Below are 15,824 nucleotides of genomic sequence, written 5' to 3' on the forward strand. Positions count from 1 at the left end.
GACCAAGCCTGCGCGCAGCTTTATGCTTCCCGACCTATTGTTTTACCACTTTCAGGTGTTGGCGCTGGCCGTTGATTTCGGCCGTGAGCACGTAAACGCCGGGCGCGCACTGCACCAGCGCCGCGTTGAGCCTGTCGGTAGCGGCGGGCAGCGAGTAGGGGCCAACTGGTAGAAGCGGTTGGCCCAGCGCGTTGGTCAGGCTCAGGGTGATGACTGCACTGGCCGGTGCGCCCAGCAACGTGATGATGCCGGTAGTTGGGTTGGGAAATAGGCTGATGCCCAGGTCGGTGGCCGGACCGGCAGCTACGTAGGCGGTCGGGCTGTAGTGGGCGGCGCCGTTGGTATCGGCCTGGCGCAGGCGGTAATAGGCGGGGCCCGGCACCGCCGCATCGCGGAAGGTGTACGTCTGCTCCTGCCCCAGGCCGCCGGTGCAGGCCAGCGTGCCCAGCCGTAGAAACTGTCGGCCATCGGCCGAGCGCTCCACGTCGAAGTGGTCGCACTGCGCTTCTGAGGCCGTGGCCCAGCTCACGGCTACTACCGAGGCGCTGACCCGCTGCGCGCCGAAGCTCAGCAGCGTAACGGGCAGCGGTGCGGTCGAGCCAATAGCAAACGTCGAGAAGCTGCTTACACCGGTGGCCGTAAGCTGGTAGGGGTCGGTACCCATTACCGATGTGCCGGGCAGCGGGGTCCAGGTGCCGGTGCTGGAGTTGTCGTTGTGGTATACGCTGGCCCTGGCTCGCTGAAAGCTGCTGTTTTCGTCGGCCCCGTTCCATTGCAGCGTCATGTCGAGCACCGCCCCGGTGGAGAGCGGCGAGATTTCCCACGAGCTGCCAACGAAGTGCGCAGCGTCGGCATACGGTGCGCCGCTGGTGCCATGGTCGAGCAGGCTGCTGAACGTACGCACCCGAATGTCGGCGGCGGTGCCCGCGTTGCGCAGCGCCACGGGGGCATAGCGGCCGGCCGTGCCCACCGGGAAGCCCACGGCCGTGCCCGTAGCTGGTACCGGGCGCTGCACGTAGCCCGGCCCCGCCGGGTCGTCGCGCACCACCAGGTAGTGGCCAGCATCGGCCCCGCTGATAGTAGCCGCCGCGCTCAGCGTCAGGGCCTGATTATCTACTACCAGGTGGCCGGCGGTGAGCGTCAGCGAGTCGCTCACCGAAATAGGATTGAGCAGCCTAACGTCGGCCGGGTTAGCGAGGCGCAGGCTGTAAAAGGTGGTGGCTCCGGCAATAGTCTGCGCCGCCGGGCCATTAAAGAGTACCTGCCCGGTACCGCTCAAGGTGCCCTGGTTGCTGAAGTTGCCCGCCACGCGCAGCGAAGTGCCCGCTCCCACGGTCACGGTTGCGCCGGCCTCAATGGTGAGGTCGTGGGTGGCCAGCACGCCGGTGCCCAGGCTGGGAGTGAGGGTAGTGCCGGCGGGCACCAGCACATCGGTAGTAGCGGTGGGCGTTACGCCGTTTTCCCAGTTGCGGCAGTCGGCCGGGTCGGTCGAGTTGTCGTTGCCGGTCCAGATGGCCACGCTGTTGAGCGGCGCAGCCGCGTTGCGGGTGTCTACCACGGCCGGGGCCGTATAAGTAGCTTTCACATAGCAACCCTGCCCGGCGTAGGTAGCGCTGGTATTCTGCACTTTAAGTGCTACCCAGCCCGTAGTGGCGGCCGTATAAGTGCCACTTGCCGAAGTAGTGCCGCTGGCCGCGCTCAGGCGGTTGCCGCGCAGGTCGTAGAGGCCCACCAGCATCCCATTTGCATTATTACTGGTGGCCGGGTACAGCTCATACGTGATGGGCTGGCCCGCCTGTACGTAGATTTTACCCACCAGCCGGCGGTTGGTCGAGTAGTCGGGCAGGCGGCCGCCCTGGCCCAGGCTCTGGCAGTTGAGGTCGCCGAGGTCGTCGGCCATCTCCCATTGCTGGGTGGTGCCAGCCGGGCGGGCTGGGGCGTAGGCGGCCCCGTCCTGGCCCACGGGGGCCCACACCGAGTAGCCCCGGCGGCCCAGCAGGGCCGTACCGTTGCAGGGCGGGGTATTCACGTTGACGTAAGCATTGCCGTCGTTACCCTGAAACACGGTTTGCATGGCCGTACCATTGGCTCCCGAGTAGTCTTTAAGCTGAGTGCCTACCGCGAAGTCGGTGCGTACGGTAGTATTCTGCCAGGTATCGTAGTTGTCGTTGATGCCGATAAGCGCTTTGGTGCTGCGCTCCAGCACGAGGTGGTCGGCCGATGCAAACGGCACCTTATAGGCACCGTCCTTAAAATCGAGGTGCTGATGACACCATAGTAAATTTGCTATATCGTCGCGGGTAGGCAGGTCGGTGGTCGAAGTAGGCAGGTGCGTCCAGCGCTTGCCCGTGCCGCCAATGTTAAACAGGTCCTCAAAATAGAGGTGCGGGTTGCCATCCACCGCAAACGTAATGGCGTAAGCGGCCGACAGGCGCGGGTCAAACGGGTCGATGTGCGCGGCCAGCTCGTCACCGGTGTTCCAGCCTTTGTAATTTCCAGTGGCATCGAGCTGCGGCCGGAACGTGTCGTGATTATTCACGAAAGGGGCCGTGCGATGCACGTACGTATTGGAAGCCGCGTAGTAAGCCACGCGCTGGCTTTGCTGCTGGCCCGGAATCTGGCTCAGGTCGTAGTTGCCCCCGCCGCTTACCATGTTATAAATCGCTCCCCGCAGGCTAAAATCGAAGGTGCCCATCAGAAAATCCTGGCCCCCGTTCTGGCTGCTGACGCTGCTCACGTAGTTATCCATGTCGGAGGCGCTGCCCACAAACTCTCCCTCGTTAAACATCGTTGCGCCCGCGCTGGCCCAGCCGGCGTTATACTTCAGGTTGTAGCTCAGGTCCTGCTGCGTATTGTAGCTGAAGTGCTTTACCGCGTCCCAGCGAAAGCCGTCGACGCCGGTCTGCTGCTTCATCCACACTACCCAGTTGCGGGCCTGGGTCTGGCTGTAGCCCTGGCTCTGGGTGGGGTTATACGCGCCGGGGTATAGCGCTAAGTAATTGGGGCTGAGTTGCCCGTAGCCATCGTTGCCACCATCGTTGCCGTAGCAGAAGTCCGGCCCGAAAATAGGCTCGGCAAAATCGCCGCTGGTGGTATTGTGGCCCAGCTGCGGGTGAAAGTTGGGATAGTTTTTGGGCCAGCGGCCCTGCCGCGCAGCGTAAGCGGCGCCATTGTCGCCGGCTTCGGGTATCGGGGTGCCAAATGAGCTGTAGCGAAAGGTCTTATAGCCGCTGTTGGACTGCATAGAGAAATTCGGCTCCGCGTCCTGCCCGCCCGAGCCGTCGGCGGCGCCGGCCCCGTCGGTGTGGTTCAGCACCACGTCCTGGATAACATCAATGCCATTGGCGTGCAACACCGCCACCATGCGCAAAAACTCGTCCTTCGAGCCAAAGCGAGTGCGGGCCGCCCCTTTCTGGTACTTGTCGCCGAGGTCGTACTGGTCGAAGGGCGAGTAGCCCACGTCGTTCGTGGCATTCTTGTTCTTGGGCGTGGGCGGAATCCAGACGGCATCCACGCCCAGCCCCTTCAGGCGCGGGGCCAGCTCGGCCAGGTAGTCGGCCCACTTAAAGGCGTAGTTGCCATTATAATAATCCCACCAGAACCCCTGCAGCACCACCCGCTTCACGGTGGTCTGGGCATAACCTGTCAAGCTATTGACTAACAGCGTGGCAAAGAATAAACCCGTGAAGTATAATTTCCTCATTAAGTAAACAGGTGGAATAAAGGGAATTACAAATTTAACCAGCCTTAGCTGGCTATGCAATAGGCCGCCCCGACGTGCTCCGAATAACCCACAAAAAAGCCCCGAACCTTGCGGCTCGGGGCTTCTCTTTTAACCTGACTCAGGAATTACGAACCCTGAATCTCGGCGTTGTCGGGCGAGTTGCCAGCTAAGGGCGTATCCTGACGGGCCTTCAGCTTGTCTTCGCCAGCCTGACGCTCGGCGCCGGCCAGCTGGTCGCGCAGGGCACTCAGGGCGTCGAGGTCGCCGAGGGTGTTCTTGTCGGCCGGCTTCTTGAGGTCGCTCAATTTACCTTCACCTTGGGTAGCACCGCCAGCGGGAGCCTTCTTGGCGAACTTCGAGTTGGTGGTCTTGTTGCTTTCGTCCTCTTTGTTGTACACCGCAGTGTGCGAGAGCACGATGCGACGGTCATCCTTCGAGAACTCGGTAACGCGGAAGTCCAGCTGCTCGCCGTTTTCGGCGTTCGAGCCATCCTCCTTCACCAGGCCTTTGGGGTAAGCGAAGCCCTCGATGCCGTAAGGCAATTCGAGTACCGCGCCCCGGTCCGACTTCTCGGTGATGGTCGCCTTGTGCACCGAGCCGGGGGTGAATACCGTCTGGAAAGTATCCCAGGGGTTTTCTTCCAGCTGCTTCACGCCCAGGGCGAGGCGGCGGGCCGACATATCCAGCTCGAGTACTACTACGTCGAGCTTGTCGCCTACTTTCACCACTTCCGAAGGGTGCTTCACTTTCTTGGTCCACGACAGGTCCGACACGTGCACGAGGCCATCCACGCCTTCTTCCAGCTCCACGAACAGGCCGAAATTGGTGAGGTTGCGCACGGCGCCGCTGTGCTTGGTGCCTACGGCAAACTTCTCAGCGAAGTCGGCGCGGGTCCACGGGTCTTCGGTCAATTGCTTGATACCCAGGCTCATCTTGCGGTCTTCGCGGTCCAGAGTCAGTACCACTGCCTCTACCGTGTCGCCCTGCTTGATGAAGTCCTGCGGGTTGCGCAGGTGCTGGCTCCAGCTCATTTCCGATACGTGAATCAGGCCTTCCACGCCCGGTACCACTTCCATGAACGCGCCGTAGTCGGCCACGTTCACGATGCGGCCCTGCACGCGCGAGCCGGGGCCGAGGTCGGCCGGCAGTGAATCCCACGGGTGAGGCGTCAGCTGCTTCAGGCCCAGCGAGATGCGCTTCTTGGCTTCGTCGAAGTCGAGCACCACCACGTTGAGTTTCTGGTCGAGCTGCAGTGCCTCGCTCGGGTGAGCGATGCGGCCCCACGAAATATCCGTGATGTGCAGCAGACCATCGACCCCGCCGAGGTCGATGAACACGCCGAAGTTGGTCATGTTCTTGATGTTGCCTTCCAGAATCTGCCCTTTTTCGAGGTTATTCAGGATGGCTTCGCGCTGCTGCTCGAGGTCCTTCTCGATGAGGACTTTGTGCGACACCACCACGTTGTCGAAAGCGGCGTTGATTTTCACCACTTTCACTTCCATGCGGCGGCCAACGTAGATGTCGAAGTCGCGGATGGGCTTCACGTCAATCTGCGAGCCGGGGAGGAAGGCTTCCACGCCATCCATCTCCATGATGAGGCCGCCCTTGGTGCGGCGCTTCACCACGCCTTCCAGCACGGTATCATTCTCCAGAGCCGCGTAAATCGCGTTCCAGGCCTGCTTAATCTTCGCTTTCTTACGGCTCAGGATGAGCTGGCCGTTGGTATCTTCCTGGTCTTCGATAAACACGTCAACCTCGTCGCCAACCTTGAGGTCGGGCAGGTCACGGAATTCGCTCAGCGGCACGAGGCCATCCGATTTGAAGCCGATATTCAGGATGACATCGCGGTCGGTAATGCCCACCACGGTGCCTTTAATTACCTCTTCCTCCTGAACGGTGGTGAGGGTGTCGCTGTACATTTTTTCCAGCTCAGCGCGCTGGTCGGCATTGTAGTTACCCCCAAAGCCGCTGGCATCGACATTGTCCCAGTCGAAATCGTCAATCAATTCTGCCATGTAATAGCAGGTCCCTAAGCTACTGAACGCCACCGCCGGAACCCAGGGCGGAGCGCATTTTGAGTTGGTTCCGGGAATGTTGATTCCCGACCTGCCGCCTTGACAGGGCCGCAAAGGTACGGATTTTCAGTGGGTTTTGCTACTGCTCTTCCGTAACTGATTCACCCTTATTCCACTTTACCCAATAAGTTCTTGCTGTTTGGTTGAAATAAGTACACATAATCCGGTCGGCCGCTTCCAGCCGGTTAGCATGGGTAGCAATCAACTCTTTCGAAGCAAGCGGCTGATTTATTTCGGCTAGGAGCTTACGAATGCATTTGCGCGCTACCGCTGGCTCAAATGGACCTTTCATCTTACGAATAAACTCGATACAAACCCACGTGACTTCATCGAAGCCCGTTCTTGTTAAAAGCAGGTGCACAAATTGCGGTAGGAATGCAGTACAATCGAAGTTATGCAGTTCCAGCGGCCAGAGATAGCCTGACCGATAACCCTCATTTTCTGGCGCCGCTGCTGCTTGTAATAATGGCCGAATGATTCGAGGGTCTTTGGTTGCGGCCAGTAGCTTGGCAGCATGATGTTTAGCGGCTTGAGTAGTAGCAGACTTGACCAACTTAAGCAATGTCGGAATAGACTTCGCTATTGGTATTGCCATACTAGCCAATACTGTTGTGAGCTCGCTTTGCAATACTGAGCCAGCTTCAGCTTCTTTCAATTCTTTGCGTAGTTGCTGACGCGTTGTGAGTTGTCGTTTGCTCATTTGAAGGATAAGAAACTTTATTACTACTCTGGCCGGCGAAACAGCCGGCTGGCCAGCAGCGCGCCAGCCGCCAGCAGTGCCCCCGTTGCCACGCGCCGCCACTTCTTCGTAGCCGGCGACTCATACGCCTTGCCGCCGGCCAGCTCGGCCGTCACGGCGTTGAGCGATTTGACCTTGGCAGCGAAATCGCCGGCCACCTTGCCCCGGATAACCGTCATCTGCTCAAGCACTTCGTCCAACTCGTCGGGCAGGGCTTCCTCCAGCATGGCGCGCACGCGCTTGGCCACGGTGGGCGACTTGCCATTGGTGGAGATGGCGACCTTGAGCTGGCCTTTCTGCACCACTGAGGAGAGGTAAAAGTCGCAGAGGTCGGGCGTGTCGGCCACGTTCACGAGCAGGCGGCGCTGGCGGGCCGCGGCCTTGATGCGGCGGTGCAGGGCCGGGTCGTCGGTGGCGGCGAAGACGATATCGGCCGCCTCGAGGTCGGTTTCGAGCCAGCCGCGCTCACTAAGCTGAATGCGCGGGTGGCGAGCTGCCAGGGCGCGCAGCTCGGGTAAAAACGCGAGGCTAACTACCGTAACCGCCGTTTCGGGGCTGCTGCGCAGGATGGCGGTGAGCTTTTCCAGGCCCACGTTGCCGCCGCCCACGAGCAGCACGCGCAGGGTTTGGAGCTTGAGAAAGACGGGGAAGAGGGGGTTCTGGTCGGGCATACCGTGAAGGTAAAGCTGTAGCGTGGACTCTGCGAGTCCGCGCGTGGCGCCGTTCGCCGAGCAACCCACGCGCGGACTCGCGGAGTCCACGCTACTTACTAGCTGGCCAGCGTGCGCTGGCCAAAAGTTCCGGGGGCGCTCCGTAGGTAGGGCAGCAGTAGTAGGCTAGCTCGCCAACCGGAGTGCCCGGCGCAATACCCTGGGCGGGCTCGCCGTGCCGCTCATCGCACACGGTGCGGCCTGCTGCTCATAAAACTGGTCGCGGAGCTGGGTGAGATATCAGGGCAGATTTTCGCGGCTCACCTTTTTGCGAAAGCTGATAAAGTTCTTGCTATCAGAGTTGAAGTCGTGGATTTGCAGAATTTCAAGCTACTTGGCGTGCCGTCTGGTCTGAAGAAGGCGGTCGAGTTGGCTGCGGCGCGAAAAAGCATTGCGTGGGCCGCCACTTACGCGGCCAAAGGCTGGGGCCCCACACCCGCCGCCGTGGTGCCGCATACTTCGCTGCCTCAGCGCAAAGTAGCTATCGGCCGCGTGCAGGACCAGCCAGCGCTGGTAGCGGCGCAGGGCATTACCTACCCAGCTATTATTTTTATCGGCGAGGCAGTAGGGTAGGGCGCGAGCTGCAATGATAGTAAACCGGGCCGGCGTGCTAGCTTTTGGGCCTGTCTTTCAGCTCTTTTAAGGCCGCCTCGAGCACGGTGTCGCGGCCGGCGCGTGTGTCGCGCACGGTGGGGCGCACCAGTACCTGCGGCTGCACGCCCACGCCCACAAATTCTTTGCCGTCGGCATACGAGTCACGCTTGGTGCAGATGCGCGCCGCGCCGCCGCCCGGCAGCGTAAAAAACAGCGGCTGCCCGGTGCTGCCGCCCGTGGGCTCGCCCACTATTTTGCCGCGCTTCATTTGGTCGAAGGCCACGGCAAAGTCCTCGGCCGCTGAGAAGGAGCGGGCGCTGGTGAGCACGAGCACTGGCCGGGTATAGGGCGCGGTACCTTTAGGGTCGAAAGAATCGACCGGCTCCGAATACCAGCGCGGGTCCCGTTGCCAGGCCCGAAACGCGGGGTGGTAGTCGCGCGTCATCCAGCGCGAAGTCTGAAACGGCTTGTCGGTGAGGTAGCTGAGTACGTCGTAGCCCAGCTCGCTGCTGCCGCCGCCGTTGTTGCGCACATCCAGAATAAGGGCGCTGGCCTGGCTAATTTGCGGGTAAGCGGCAGCAAAGAGCCTGGGCAGGCTGTCGTTGTCAAAGGCATTCAGCGCTACGTAGGCCACGTTGCCGGGCAGCAGCCGGAAGCGCAGTGCGGGCAGCCGAACTTTCTCCACGTCCGAATACCCGCTGCGCGCCACCGTCTGTTTAAACGTGTGGCCTTTCGCGTCTTGCAGCGTCAGGGCCAGGGGCTGGTCGGCTTTGCCACTGAGCAGGGTGTAGGTATAAGTGCGCACGTCGCGGTCCTGGGGCGTGGAGGCACTTTGGCCAGCGGCTCGCGACTGGCCGTATTGGCGGGCCGGTACGCCATCAATGGCCACCACCTCCACCCCCGGCACCAGGCCCTGCCGCCGCAGCGTGGCACTGCGCACTTCCGTGATAAGTACTTTATCCTCAATGAGCGCCGTGCGTAGGGGCGGGCGCTCGTTCTGGCTCTCCTTGGGGTCGTAAGGTTCGTACACGTTGGTGTGGCCGTCGTGCAGCTGGGCGCACATTTCCTGCAGCACCTGGTAGTAGGCGAGGGTAGTAGGCGCCGCTTTCACCTTCGGGATGGTGGCCAGGTACAGGCTGTCCCACGACAGCTTCGGCACCTTGTCGAAGAAGGCGAAATTGTACTTGGCCTCGGCCCAAAACCGCGACAAGCCCGCTACCTTCTCTTCCTCGCTGAGGGTGGGCCGGTAAGCCGTTTTCCAAACCGGGTCGTCCCAGAGGCGCTTCTCGGTTTGGGCCTGCGCGGCGGTATATGGCACATAAACCGGCGTCTGCGCCAAGCCCGGCAAGGTGCTCAGCGTAAGAAAAAGTGCGGGTAGCCAGCGGGTAGTCATAAATTAAATGAAAGAGTCTTTTAGGGAAAGGGTAGGGTAGAAAACGCTGCCAGTACCGCCAGCTACCGGCCGATATTACCGCTGGCGGCCGCGTTTTATTTTAAGCCAGCGCTTTGGTTATCAGCGCCTGCGCTTCGGGTGTGAAGGGTAGCTGCAAGGCCAGCGCGTGGCCACGCGTAGTCATCTTGGGCCAGGTTTTCTGCACAATCTCAATCACCTTTTCCTCGGGGTGCTGGGTGGCGAAGGGCAGAAAATAGTATTCTAGGAACACTAGGCAGATAACGTCTTCCAGTAGCTGCACCTCGGGGTCGTCTTTGAGGCGCAGCTTCTGCACCAGCTGCTGTACGCGCTCAATTGCGGCAGGCTCGTAGCCGGCCTGGGCCATGAGCCCGCCGGCCAGCTCGGCATGAAATTTCTTGAGCGTATTGCGCCATTGATGGTAGCCGGGGCGCGTCAGCGGAAAATCCTGGCGCGGAATGGCCCAGCGCCGGATGTGCTGGCAGCGGGCAGCCAGCTGCACGGCTTCGGGCGCATCGGGCGCCACGTGGGCGAGGCAGGCCGTCATGCGCCGGGCGTAGAGCAGCTCCTTGGGCTCGGGCTGGCCGGCCTCGTTAAGCTCCTGATTCGGGTCTTCGCCGTTGGCCAGGTCAAACAAGCGGAAGGCTTCAGCCAGACGAGCAGAGTTGTTAAACATATTAAAAAATATATGTTTACTGTAAAATAAGCTAATTCAATTAAATTCAATCACGCCATCCTACTGCGTAGCTACGCTGGCGGGCTCGGGTAGCGGCAATCCGTCGCGCAGCAGCGGGCGCAGCTCCGACAGGGGCAGAAACACCCGCACCTCGCCCTGGGCGTAGGACGCGATTTCGTAGGGCTGATAAATAAACACAACGCCGCCGGTGGTCAGAAATACGTTGTGGGTAACCGGCATTGTGTTCACAAGCAGCTGCTTATCGAGCGGCTCCTCGGGCTTGAGGCCCACGAGCGGACGCACAGCCCGGCCCAGCAAAGTTGGTAGCTGCCGGGCCGCAGCCGGCTGAAAAATATCGGCATAGCGCAGGCGGTGGCCGGTGCGCAGGTCGTAGCTGGCACCTGTCGTAGCATAAGTGCCGTGGGCCCCGCCCCTGAACTCGTAATGGAAGAACGCCAGGCTTAGCAGGTTGGGCTGGCGGCAGAGCACGTAGGTGGCGGTTTGGTCTTCGTAGTTGAGGCCGGGCGCGTAAGCGCCAATGCCAGCGGTATCGGCGGGGGCCAGGCGGCTATCAGCGGCATCTTCGTGGTAGGTCTTGAAAAAATCCTGCCGTAGCTGCTTGTACAAGGCGGGCAGCGTAGTGGTTGGAATGCCGTCGATGCTATCGCCGCGCAAGTCGCGCAGTATGCTGATGGTTAGCGCCTCACGCAGCTCACTGGGGCCACTGGCAGGCACCAGGGCTTGCAGGCTGATGTGGCCCACTGGTGATTTTGGTTGCCTGGGGTAAGCCGCTACCGAGTCGGCAAAGTAGCGTACTGCAAACGTAAGCGCCCCGGCCGCCGGCTGCACCCGTCGCAGCCGCACCGGCTGCCCGCCTACCGTGCCGGCCAGGTCGGCCCGGCCCGGCTGCCGCCGCAGGCGCCAGTACAGGCTATTGCCATTGGGGTCAATGGCTTTTTCCGGACTAATCTCAAAGAGCACAACGCTATCGGCGGCCGGGCTGGGCAGGCCCTGCAAGGCGTACGGGTGGCCGTCGGAGCCGTAGTAGCTGCCAAAGCGGCCCGCGGTGCTGGTGGCATCAAAGCTGCGTGGGGCCGTTACGAGGTGCAGGGTAAGGCTATCGGCCTGCCCCGGCAGCAACAGCCGGTATATCTGGTAAGAGGTGCCGGGCGAGCTACTTGCCGTGGCTGCCGGGGCAACCGTGGGCGCAGTTTGCTGCGTAGTGGAGCTGGGCTGCGGGTTGCAGGCCGCCAGCCCAAGCAGCCCGGCCAGGACGTACACAGAGCATTTCATAGCGCAAAAGACGCACCCAGAGCGCAGTTATGCTGCCGGGCCTGCCAAAGTCGCCGCCGAGAATCCCCGGCCGACCAGCACCGGGCTTTTCCAATAAAATAAAGTGCGCCGGCAAATCCTTACGGCGAAGTAGGGCGTACCTGAAAGCCAGTGCTCTTTTTCCACAAAAAAACAACTTTCCCCCACGTATGAATTTCATCAAAGCCGGCCAGGATGGCCAGGGCAAACCAATCGAGCTACACTATTGCGATTACGGGCAGGGCGACCCGATTGTGCTTATCCACGGCTGGCCGCTGAGTGCGGCTTCGTGGGAATACCAGCTGGCCGAGCTGCCCTTGCACGGCAAGCGCGTAATAGCCTACGACCGCCGGGGCTTTGGTCATTCTTCCAAGCCCTGGGACGGCTACGCCTACGACACACTGGCCGACGACCTCAAGGCCGTGCTCGACGAGCTGAACCTGCAAAACGTGACGCTCGTCGGCTTCTCGATGGGTGGCGGCGAAGTGGCCCGCTACATGAGCCGCCACCACGGCGCCCGCGTAAAAAATGTAATTTTCGTGAGTGCCGTAACGCCCTACCTCCTGAAAACCGAGGATAACCCCGATGGCGTCGATAAATCGGTGTTTGACGGCATGATGGAGGGCCTGGGCAAAGACCGTCCCGGGTTTCTCAACACTTTTGGCAAAAAATTCTACGGGGTAGGGCTGGTGAGCAAGCCGGTAAGCCAGGCTGCCCTCGACTGGAGCCAGAGCCTGGCGCTGCAGGCCTCGCCCCGCGCCACCACGGCCTGCGTAAAAGCCTGGAGCGAAACCGACTTCCGTAAAGACCTGGCGACGATAAAAGTGCCGGCTTTGTTCATCCACGGCTCGTCTGACGAAACCGTGCCCCCGCAGGTGAGTGCCGAGCGGGCGGTGAAGCTGGTGCCCGGTGCCGTGCTCCGGCTGTACGATGGCGAGCCCCACGGCCTCAACGTAACGGCCAAAGACCGCCTCAACCGCGACATTCTGCTTTTTGCCAACGGCCACGAAGTCCCCAAGGATTTTGATAAGGATGCCTACGCAGCGGCGCGCGACGATGACAACCTAACTACTTACTAGGTTTATATAGCATTTTTACTATACAATGAAAAACTCCCGGCCGGCAGGTCGGGAGTTTTTTTAGGTGCAGGCTTCGGCGGGGCTAGCCCAGGTAGGCGTGCCAGTTCTGGTCGATGGTGCCGGCCGAGAGCTTCAGAAATCCCGAGAGGGTCGGCTTTTTGGGCTGGGTACGCAGGGGCATATTGGCCTCGGAGGGTGTGCGCTGGCCTTTGGCGTGGTTGCAGCGCGAGCAGGCAGCCACCAGGTTCGTCCAGCCCGAGTCGCCGCCGCGCGAACGGGGCATTACGTGGTCGAGGGTCAGGTTTTTGGCCGAGCCGCAATACTGGCACTCGTACTGGTCGCGCTTAAATATGTTGTGCCGGCTGAGGGCAATGCCCTTGTAAGGCACGCGCACGTAGCGCGCCAGCCGGATAATGCTGGGCTTCGGGAACGCCTGCGAAATGGTGCGCAGCACGCCCTGCTCCGACTTTGCCACCATTTCGGCCTTATCCAGAAACAACAATACGAAAGCCTTCTGCACGCTGCATAAGGTAATGGCGGTGTAGTCGCCATTGAGTACAAGCACTTTTTGGTCCATATACGGTAGGCGAAAACTAGCTGGCTGCAAGCTACTAGATTTCACGCATATGAACAAGAGCCCCCGGCCGAATGATTCCGCCGGGGGCTCCTGCTGACTGGCATTACGCGTGAGTGCTTTTCGCTCCCGTGTGTAATGCATAGTAATTATACTATGTTTAGTCTATGGTATGAAACAGGCGGTTCCAGCGCACTTTGTGGGCCAGGTCGCCGAAGGGGTCGAGCGAGAGCCAGATAAGCACGGCCTTGCCCACCACGTGGTCTTCGGGCACAAAGCCCCAGAAGCGCGAGTCTTCGGAGTTGTGGCGGTTGTCGCCCATCATCCAGTAGTAGTTCTGCTTAATGGTATAGCTGGTGAGCGGCCGGCCGTTTTGCTGAATCATGCCATCCTGCCAGCTGATGCCCTGATTATGCTCATACTGGCTCACGATTTTGTAGTAAATAGCGGCGTTGGCCGGCGTCAGAGCAATGGTCTGGCCTTTTTTCGGCACCGGCAGCGGACCGAAGTTATCGAGCTGCCACTTGCGCTGCACGGCGCTCATGGCCCCCGACACCGGATAATCGGCCACATCGGGGAACAAAGGCTGGCGCAGCGGGCTGTAAACAGTGAGCGACTTTACGTAGGACTGCTTGCGGAAATACTCGGCCACGCTGGCCTGGCAGCTGATGATATAGCCCAGCTTGCCGGTTTCTTCCAGGGTGCCGGCCACTGGAATGCCGTCGGGCTTGGTATAGTCTACCACGCCCTGGTCGTGCAGGGCCTGGCGCACCTCATCGTTAGGCGTTTCAACCTCCATAAAGTAATCGGTCTGCGGCTGGCCGCCAATGGCGCCGGGCTTGCCATTGAGAAACACCTGGCCGTTGCGAATCTCGATGGTATCGCCCGCGATGGCGATGCAGCGCTTGATGTAGTTGGTGCGCAGGTCGGCCGGATACTGCTGCTCGTGCGGCACGTGAAACACCACCACGTCGTTGCGCTTGATGGAGCTGAAGCCGGGAAAGCGATAGGTGGGCAGCTGAATGAGGTCAGAGTAGCTTTTGAAGCCAAATACGGGCACCGTCTGGTGCGTAAGCGGCACTTGCAGCGGCGTTTGGGGCGTAATGGGGCCGTAGTGCAGCTTGCTCACAAACAGGTAGTCGCCCACCAGCAGCGAGTGCTCCATACTCGGCGACGGAATAACGTAGGCCTCAAACGTGGCCCAGCGAATAAGCGTGGCCGCGATAACCGCAAACAGCAGCGAATCGACCCACTCGCGGCTTTTGCTCTTGGGAGGCTTGGGAGGAGCGGTAGGGTCAGTTTTGCGAAAAAGCATGAAATGGGAGCGGGAGCGCTGGCGCTCCAAATAAATATTCGGCAAAGAAACAACGACTTCTGGTGCTGCGCTCGCAATGCCAGCGTTTTTCAGACTTACAAGCCCAGCAATTCCTTCATGCCAAACACCCCGTGGCGGCCGGGCAGCCACTCGGCCGCCAGCAGCGCGCCCAGCGCAAAGCCCTCGCGCGAGTGAGCCTCGTGGCGCAGCTCAATCGTATCGGCAGTTGATATATAGCGAACTTCGTGGGTGCCGACTACCTCGCACTGCCGCTCGCTGAGCACCGCCAGCTCGTGGGGCGCTTGGGCCGGGGCATTGCGCCAGGTAGTTTTGGCCGGGAAGTTGGCCAGAATGCCTTCGGCGGCCGTGAGGGCGGTGCCGCTGGGCTGGTCAACCTTATGAACGTGGTGAATCTCAGTTACCTGTACGTCGTAGCCGGCCGCAAACTGGTTCATCTTGGCCGCGATATACTCGTTGAAGTGAAAAAACAGGTTCACGCCTACGCTGTAGTTGGAGGCGTAAAACAGGGCGCCGTTGGTTTGGGCCGTCAGCTGCCTGGCCTCGTCAAAGTGATGCAGCCAGCCCGTAGAGCCGCACACCACCGGCAGGCCCTGGCGCAGGCAGGCCGCCACGTTGGCAAAGGCCGCCTCGGGGTTTGTAAACTCGATGGCCACGTCGACCTGAGCCGGCGTGAAATCTTCGATGTGCTGCGTCGACGACTGGTGGTCGACAATGCCCGCTATTTCGTGGCCCCGGCCGGCGGCCAGCGCGGCTATCGTCTGGCCCATTTTGCCGTAGCCGATAAGAAGAATTTTCATAGAAAAAGTACTGGCAGGTAGCCGGCTTATTTCACGCGGAGCGTCAGGGCCAGGCCGGTGGCGGGCACGAGCTGGCCGGGTATCGGCAGCAAGGCCGGTTGCATGTTCAGCGAGAGGTTGTCGCTCACATCAAAATCGTAGAGGTGCGCATCAACCACCGCATCCAGAATTTGCAGCGAGTAGCCCAGCGCGCTCAATAGGATAGACAAGTCGAGGTAGCGCCGCGAAAAAACCAGGCTGTTGTAAATAGTAGTAGAAGGAGCGGCGGCCAGTTGGCCGCGGAGCGTAACATCGGGTATCTGCGTACTGGCATTCTGTATTTCCGTAGCAGTGTGATAATACGCATACTTATAGTACCCATAATAGCGGGCCTGGTACGACACCCAGTAGCCCAGCCCGCCCACCATGCCATACACAATGGGCAGCTTCCAGTACTTGTGGTTGTAAATCTGTCCCGCGCCGGGCACCAGCGCCAGCAGGCCGGCCTTCTGGGGCCGCGTTACGTGCAGCCCAAACAGCCGCTCGGTGCGTTTGGCCGAGTCGGCCGCGGCCTGCGCCCGCTTTTCTTTTTTACTGACCTTGCGCACGGTAGCCGTGTCGGGGCGCACCACTACCGGCGCGGCGGGGTTAATGCCCTGCGGATTGGTAGCGGTTGGGAACTGCGCCCGCGCCGGGTGTACGCCGGCCAGCAAAAGCAGCAGCCCCAGCGCCCACCCCGCGCCCCGACCGCCTCCCAGGGCGGAAAGTAAATAGTTTTTCATAAGCAAGCCGTTAACGCCAGCCGGCGAGCAGAAGTGC

General features: G+C 60.8%; 13 protein-coding genes. 2 read left to right on the forward strand and 11 right to left on the reverse strand.

Translation table 11 applies throughout. The features are described 5' to 3' along the window. Positions 1 to 34 precede the first annotated feature (34 nt). The 4 genes from F6X24_RS06420 to F6X24_RS06435 form a co-directional block, all read right to left on the reverse strand. Positions 35 to 3,703 carry an alpha-amylase family glycosyl hydrolase gene (locus F6X24_RS06420; protein ID WP_151087218.1) on the reverse strand — a complete coding sequence of 1,223 codons (3,669 nt, stop codon included), beginning with the start codon at positions 3,701 to 3,703 and terminating at the stop codon, positions 35 to 37. A gap of 146 nt (positions 3,704 to 3,849) precedes the next feature. Further along, positions 3,850 to 5,739: a 30S ribosomal protein S1 gene (rpsA, locus tag F6X24_RS06425; RefSeq protein WP_151087219.1), complete on the reverse strand. Its 1,890-nt coding sequence runs from the start codon at positions 5,737 to 5,739 to the stop codon at positions 3,850 to 3,852. 139 nt (positions 5,740 to 5,878) lie between these two features. Continuing rightward, a complete protein-coding gene (locus F6X24_RS06430) occupies positions 5,879 to 6,499 on the reverse strand; it encodes a hypothetical protein (RefSeq protein WP_151087220.1) in 621 nt (206 codons plus the stop codon). Positions 6,500 to 6,522: 23 nt separating this feature from the next. Continuing rightward, on the reverse strand, positions 6,523 to 7,209 hold the full coding sequence (locus F6X24_RS06435) for a precorrin-2 dehydrogenase/sirohydrochlorin ferrochelatase family protein (protein ID WP_151087221.1): 687 nt from the start codon (positions 7,207 to 7,209) through the stop codon (positions 6,523 to 6,525). 378 nt (positions 7,210 to 7,587) lie between these two features. Here F6X24_RS06435 and F6X24_RS06440 point away from each other — a divergent pair, with 378 nt between their 5' ends. Then, positions 7,588 to 7,821 (forward strand): hypothetical protein, encoded by a 234-nt coding sequence (locus tag F6X24_RS06440; protein WP_151087222.1) that lies wholly within the window; start codon positions 7,588 to 7,590, stop codon positions 7,819 to 7,821. A gap of 37 nt (positions 7,822 to 7,858) precedes the next feature. Here F6X24_RS06440 and F6X24_RS06445 read toward each other — a convergent pair whose 3' ends face one another. The 3 genes from F6X24_RS06445 to F6X24_RS06455 form a co-directional block, all read right to left on the reverse strand. Beyond that, complete coding sequence (locus F6X24_RS06445; protein ID WP_151087223.1) at positions 7,859 to 9,235, reverse strand: S41 family peptidase; 1,377 nt, start codon at positions 9,233 to 9,235, stop codon at positions 7,859 to 7,861. A 100-nt stretch (positions 9,236 to 9,335) separates the two neighbouring features. Next, a complete protein-coding gene (locus tag F6X24_RS06450) occupies positions 9,336 to 9,929 on the reverse strand; it encodes a DUF4202 domain-containing protein (protein WP_151087224.1) in 594 nt (197 codons plus the stop codon). A 60-nt stretch (positions 9,930 to 9,989) separates the two neighbouring features. Further along, positions 9,990 to 11,222 (reverse strand): DUF3298 and DUF4163 domain-containing protein, encoded by a 1,233-nt coding sequence (locus tag F6X24_RS06455; protein WP_151087225.1) that lies wholly within the window; start codon positions 11,220 to 11,222, stop codon positions 9,990 to 9,992. A gap of 188 nt (positions 11,223 to 11,410) precedes the next feature. On the opposite strand from F6X24_RS06455, the gene F6X24_RS06460 reads away from it, so the two are divergent. Further along, the gene (locus F6X24_RS06460) at positions 11,411 to 12,319 is read left to right on the forward strand and encodes an alpha/beta fold hydrolase (RefSeq protein WP_151087226.1); all 909 of its coding nucleotides are present in this window, start codon (positions 11,411 to 11,413) and stop codon (positions 12,317 to 12,319) included. An 82-nt stretch (positions 12,320 to 12,401) separates the two neighbouring features. Here F6X24_RS06460 and F6X24_RS06465 read toward each other — a convergent pair whose 3' ends face one another. From F6X24_RS06465 to F6X24_RS06480, 4 genes are all read right to left on the reverse strand, one after another. Beyond that, positions 12,402 to 12,896, reverse strand: a complete 495-nt coding sequence (locus F6X24_RS06465) for an HNH endonuclease (protein WP_151087227.1) — start codon at positions 12,894 to 12,896, stop codon at positions 12,402 to 12,404. Positions 12,897 to 13,053: 157 nt separating this feature from the next. Next, positions 13,054 to 14,208, reverse strand: coding sequence for a signal peptidase I (gene lepB, locus F6X24_RS06470; protein ID WP_151087228.1), 1,155 nt, complete (start codon positions 14,206 to 14,208; stop codon positions 13,054 to 13,056). A gap of 95 nt (positions 14,209 to 14,303) precedes the next feature. Continuing rightward, positions 14,304 to 15,026: a 4-hydroxy-tetrahydrodipicolinate reductase gene (gene dapB, locus F6X24_RS06475; protein ID WP_151087229.1), complete on the reverse strand. Its 723-nt coding sequence runs from the start codon at positions 15,024 to 15,026 to the stop codon at positions 14,304 to 14,306. Positions 15,027 to 15,052: 26 nt separating this feature from the next. Further along, positions 15,053 to 15,787 carry a DUF5683 domain-containing protein gene (locus F6X24_RS06480; RefSeq protein ID WP_151087230.1) on the reverse strand — a complete coding sequence of 245 codons (735 nt, stop codon included), beginning with the start codon at positions 15,785 to 15,787 and terminating at the stop codon, positions 15,053 to 15,055. Positions 15,788 to 15,824: the final 37 nt, after the last annotated feature.

Source organism: Hymenobacter baengnokdamensis (assembly GCF_008728635.1).
GTDB lineage: Bacteria > Bacteroidota > Bacteroidia > Cytophagales > Hymenobacteraceae > Hymenobacter > Hymenobacter baengnokdamensis.

Coding starts and splice junctions, on each gene's coding strand:
- F6X24_RS06445 (WP_151087223.1), bottom strand. CDS start 9,235: ATGACTACCCGCTGGCTACCCGCACTTTTTCTTACGCTGAGCACCTTG.
- rpsA (WP_151087219.1), bottom strand. CDS start 5,739: ATGGCAGAATTGATTGACGATTTCGACTGGGACAATGTCGATGCCAGC.
- F6X24_RS06455 (WP_151087225.1), bottom strand. CDS start 11,222: ATGAAATGCTCTGTGTACGTCCTGGCCGGGCTGCTTGGGCTGGCGGCC.
- F6X24_RS06420 (WP_151087218.1), bottom strand. CDS start 3,703: ATGAGGAAATTATACTTCACGGGTTTATTCTTTGCCACGCTGTTAGTC.
- F6X24_RS06430 (WP_151087220.1), bottom strand. CDS start 6,499: ATGAGCAAACGACAACTCACAACGCGTCAGCAACTACGCAAAGAATTG.
- lepB (WP_151087228.1), bottom strand. CDS start 14,208: ATGCTTTTTCGCAAAACTGACCCTACCGCTCCTCCCAAGCCTCCCAAG.
- F6X24_RS06450 (WP_151087224.1), bottom strand. CDS start 9,929: ATGTTTAACAACTCTGCTCGTCTGGCTGAAGCCTTCCGCTTGTTTGAC.
- F6X24_RS06460 (WP_151087226.1), top strand. CDS start 11,411: ATGAATTTCATCAAAGCCGGCCAGGATGGCCAGGGCAAACCAATCGAG.
- F6X24_RS06480 (WP_151087230.1), bottom strand. CDS start 15,787: ATGAAAAACTATTTACTTTCCGCCCTGGGAGGCGGTCGGGGCGCGGGG.
- F6X24_RS06465 (WP_151087227.1), bottom strand. CDS start 12,896: ATGGACCAAAAAGTGCTTGTACTCAATGGCGACTACACCGCCATTACC.
- dapB (WP_151087229.1), bottom strand. CDS start 15,026: ATGAAAATTCTTCTTATCGGCTACGGCAAAATGGGCCAGACGATAGCC.
- F6X24_RS06435 (WP_151087221.1), bottom strand. CDS start 7,209: ATGCCCGACCAGAACCCCCTCTTCCCCGTCTTTCTCAAGCTCCAAACC.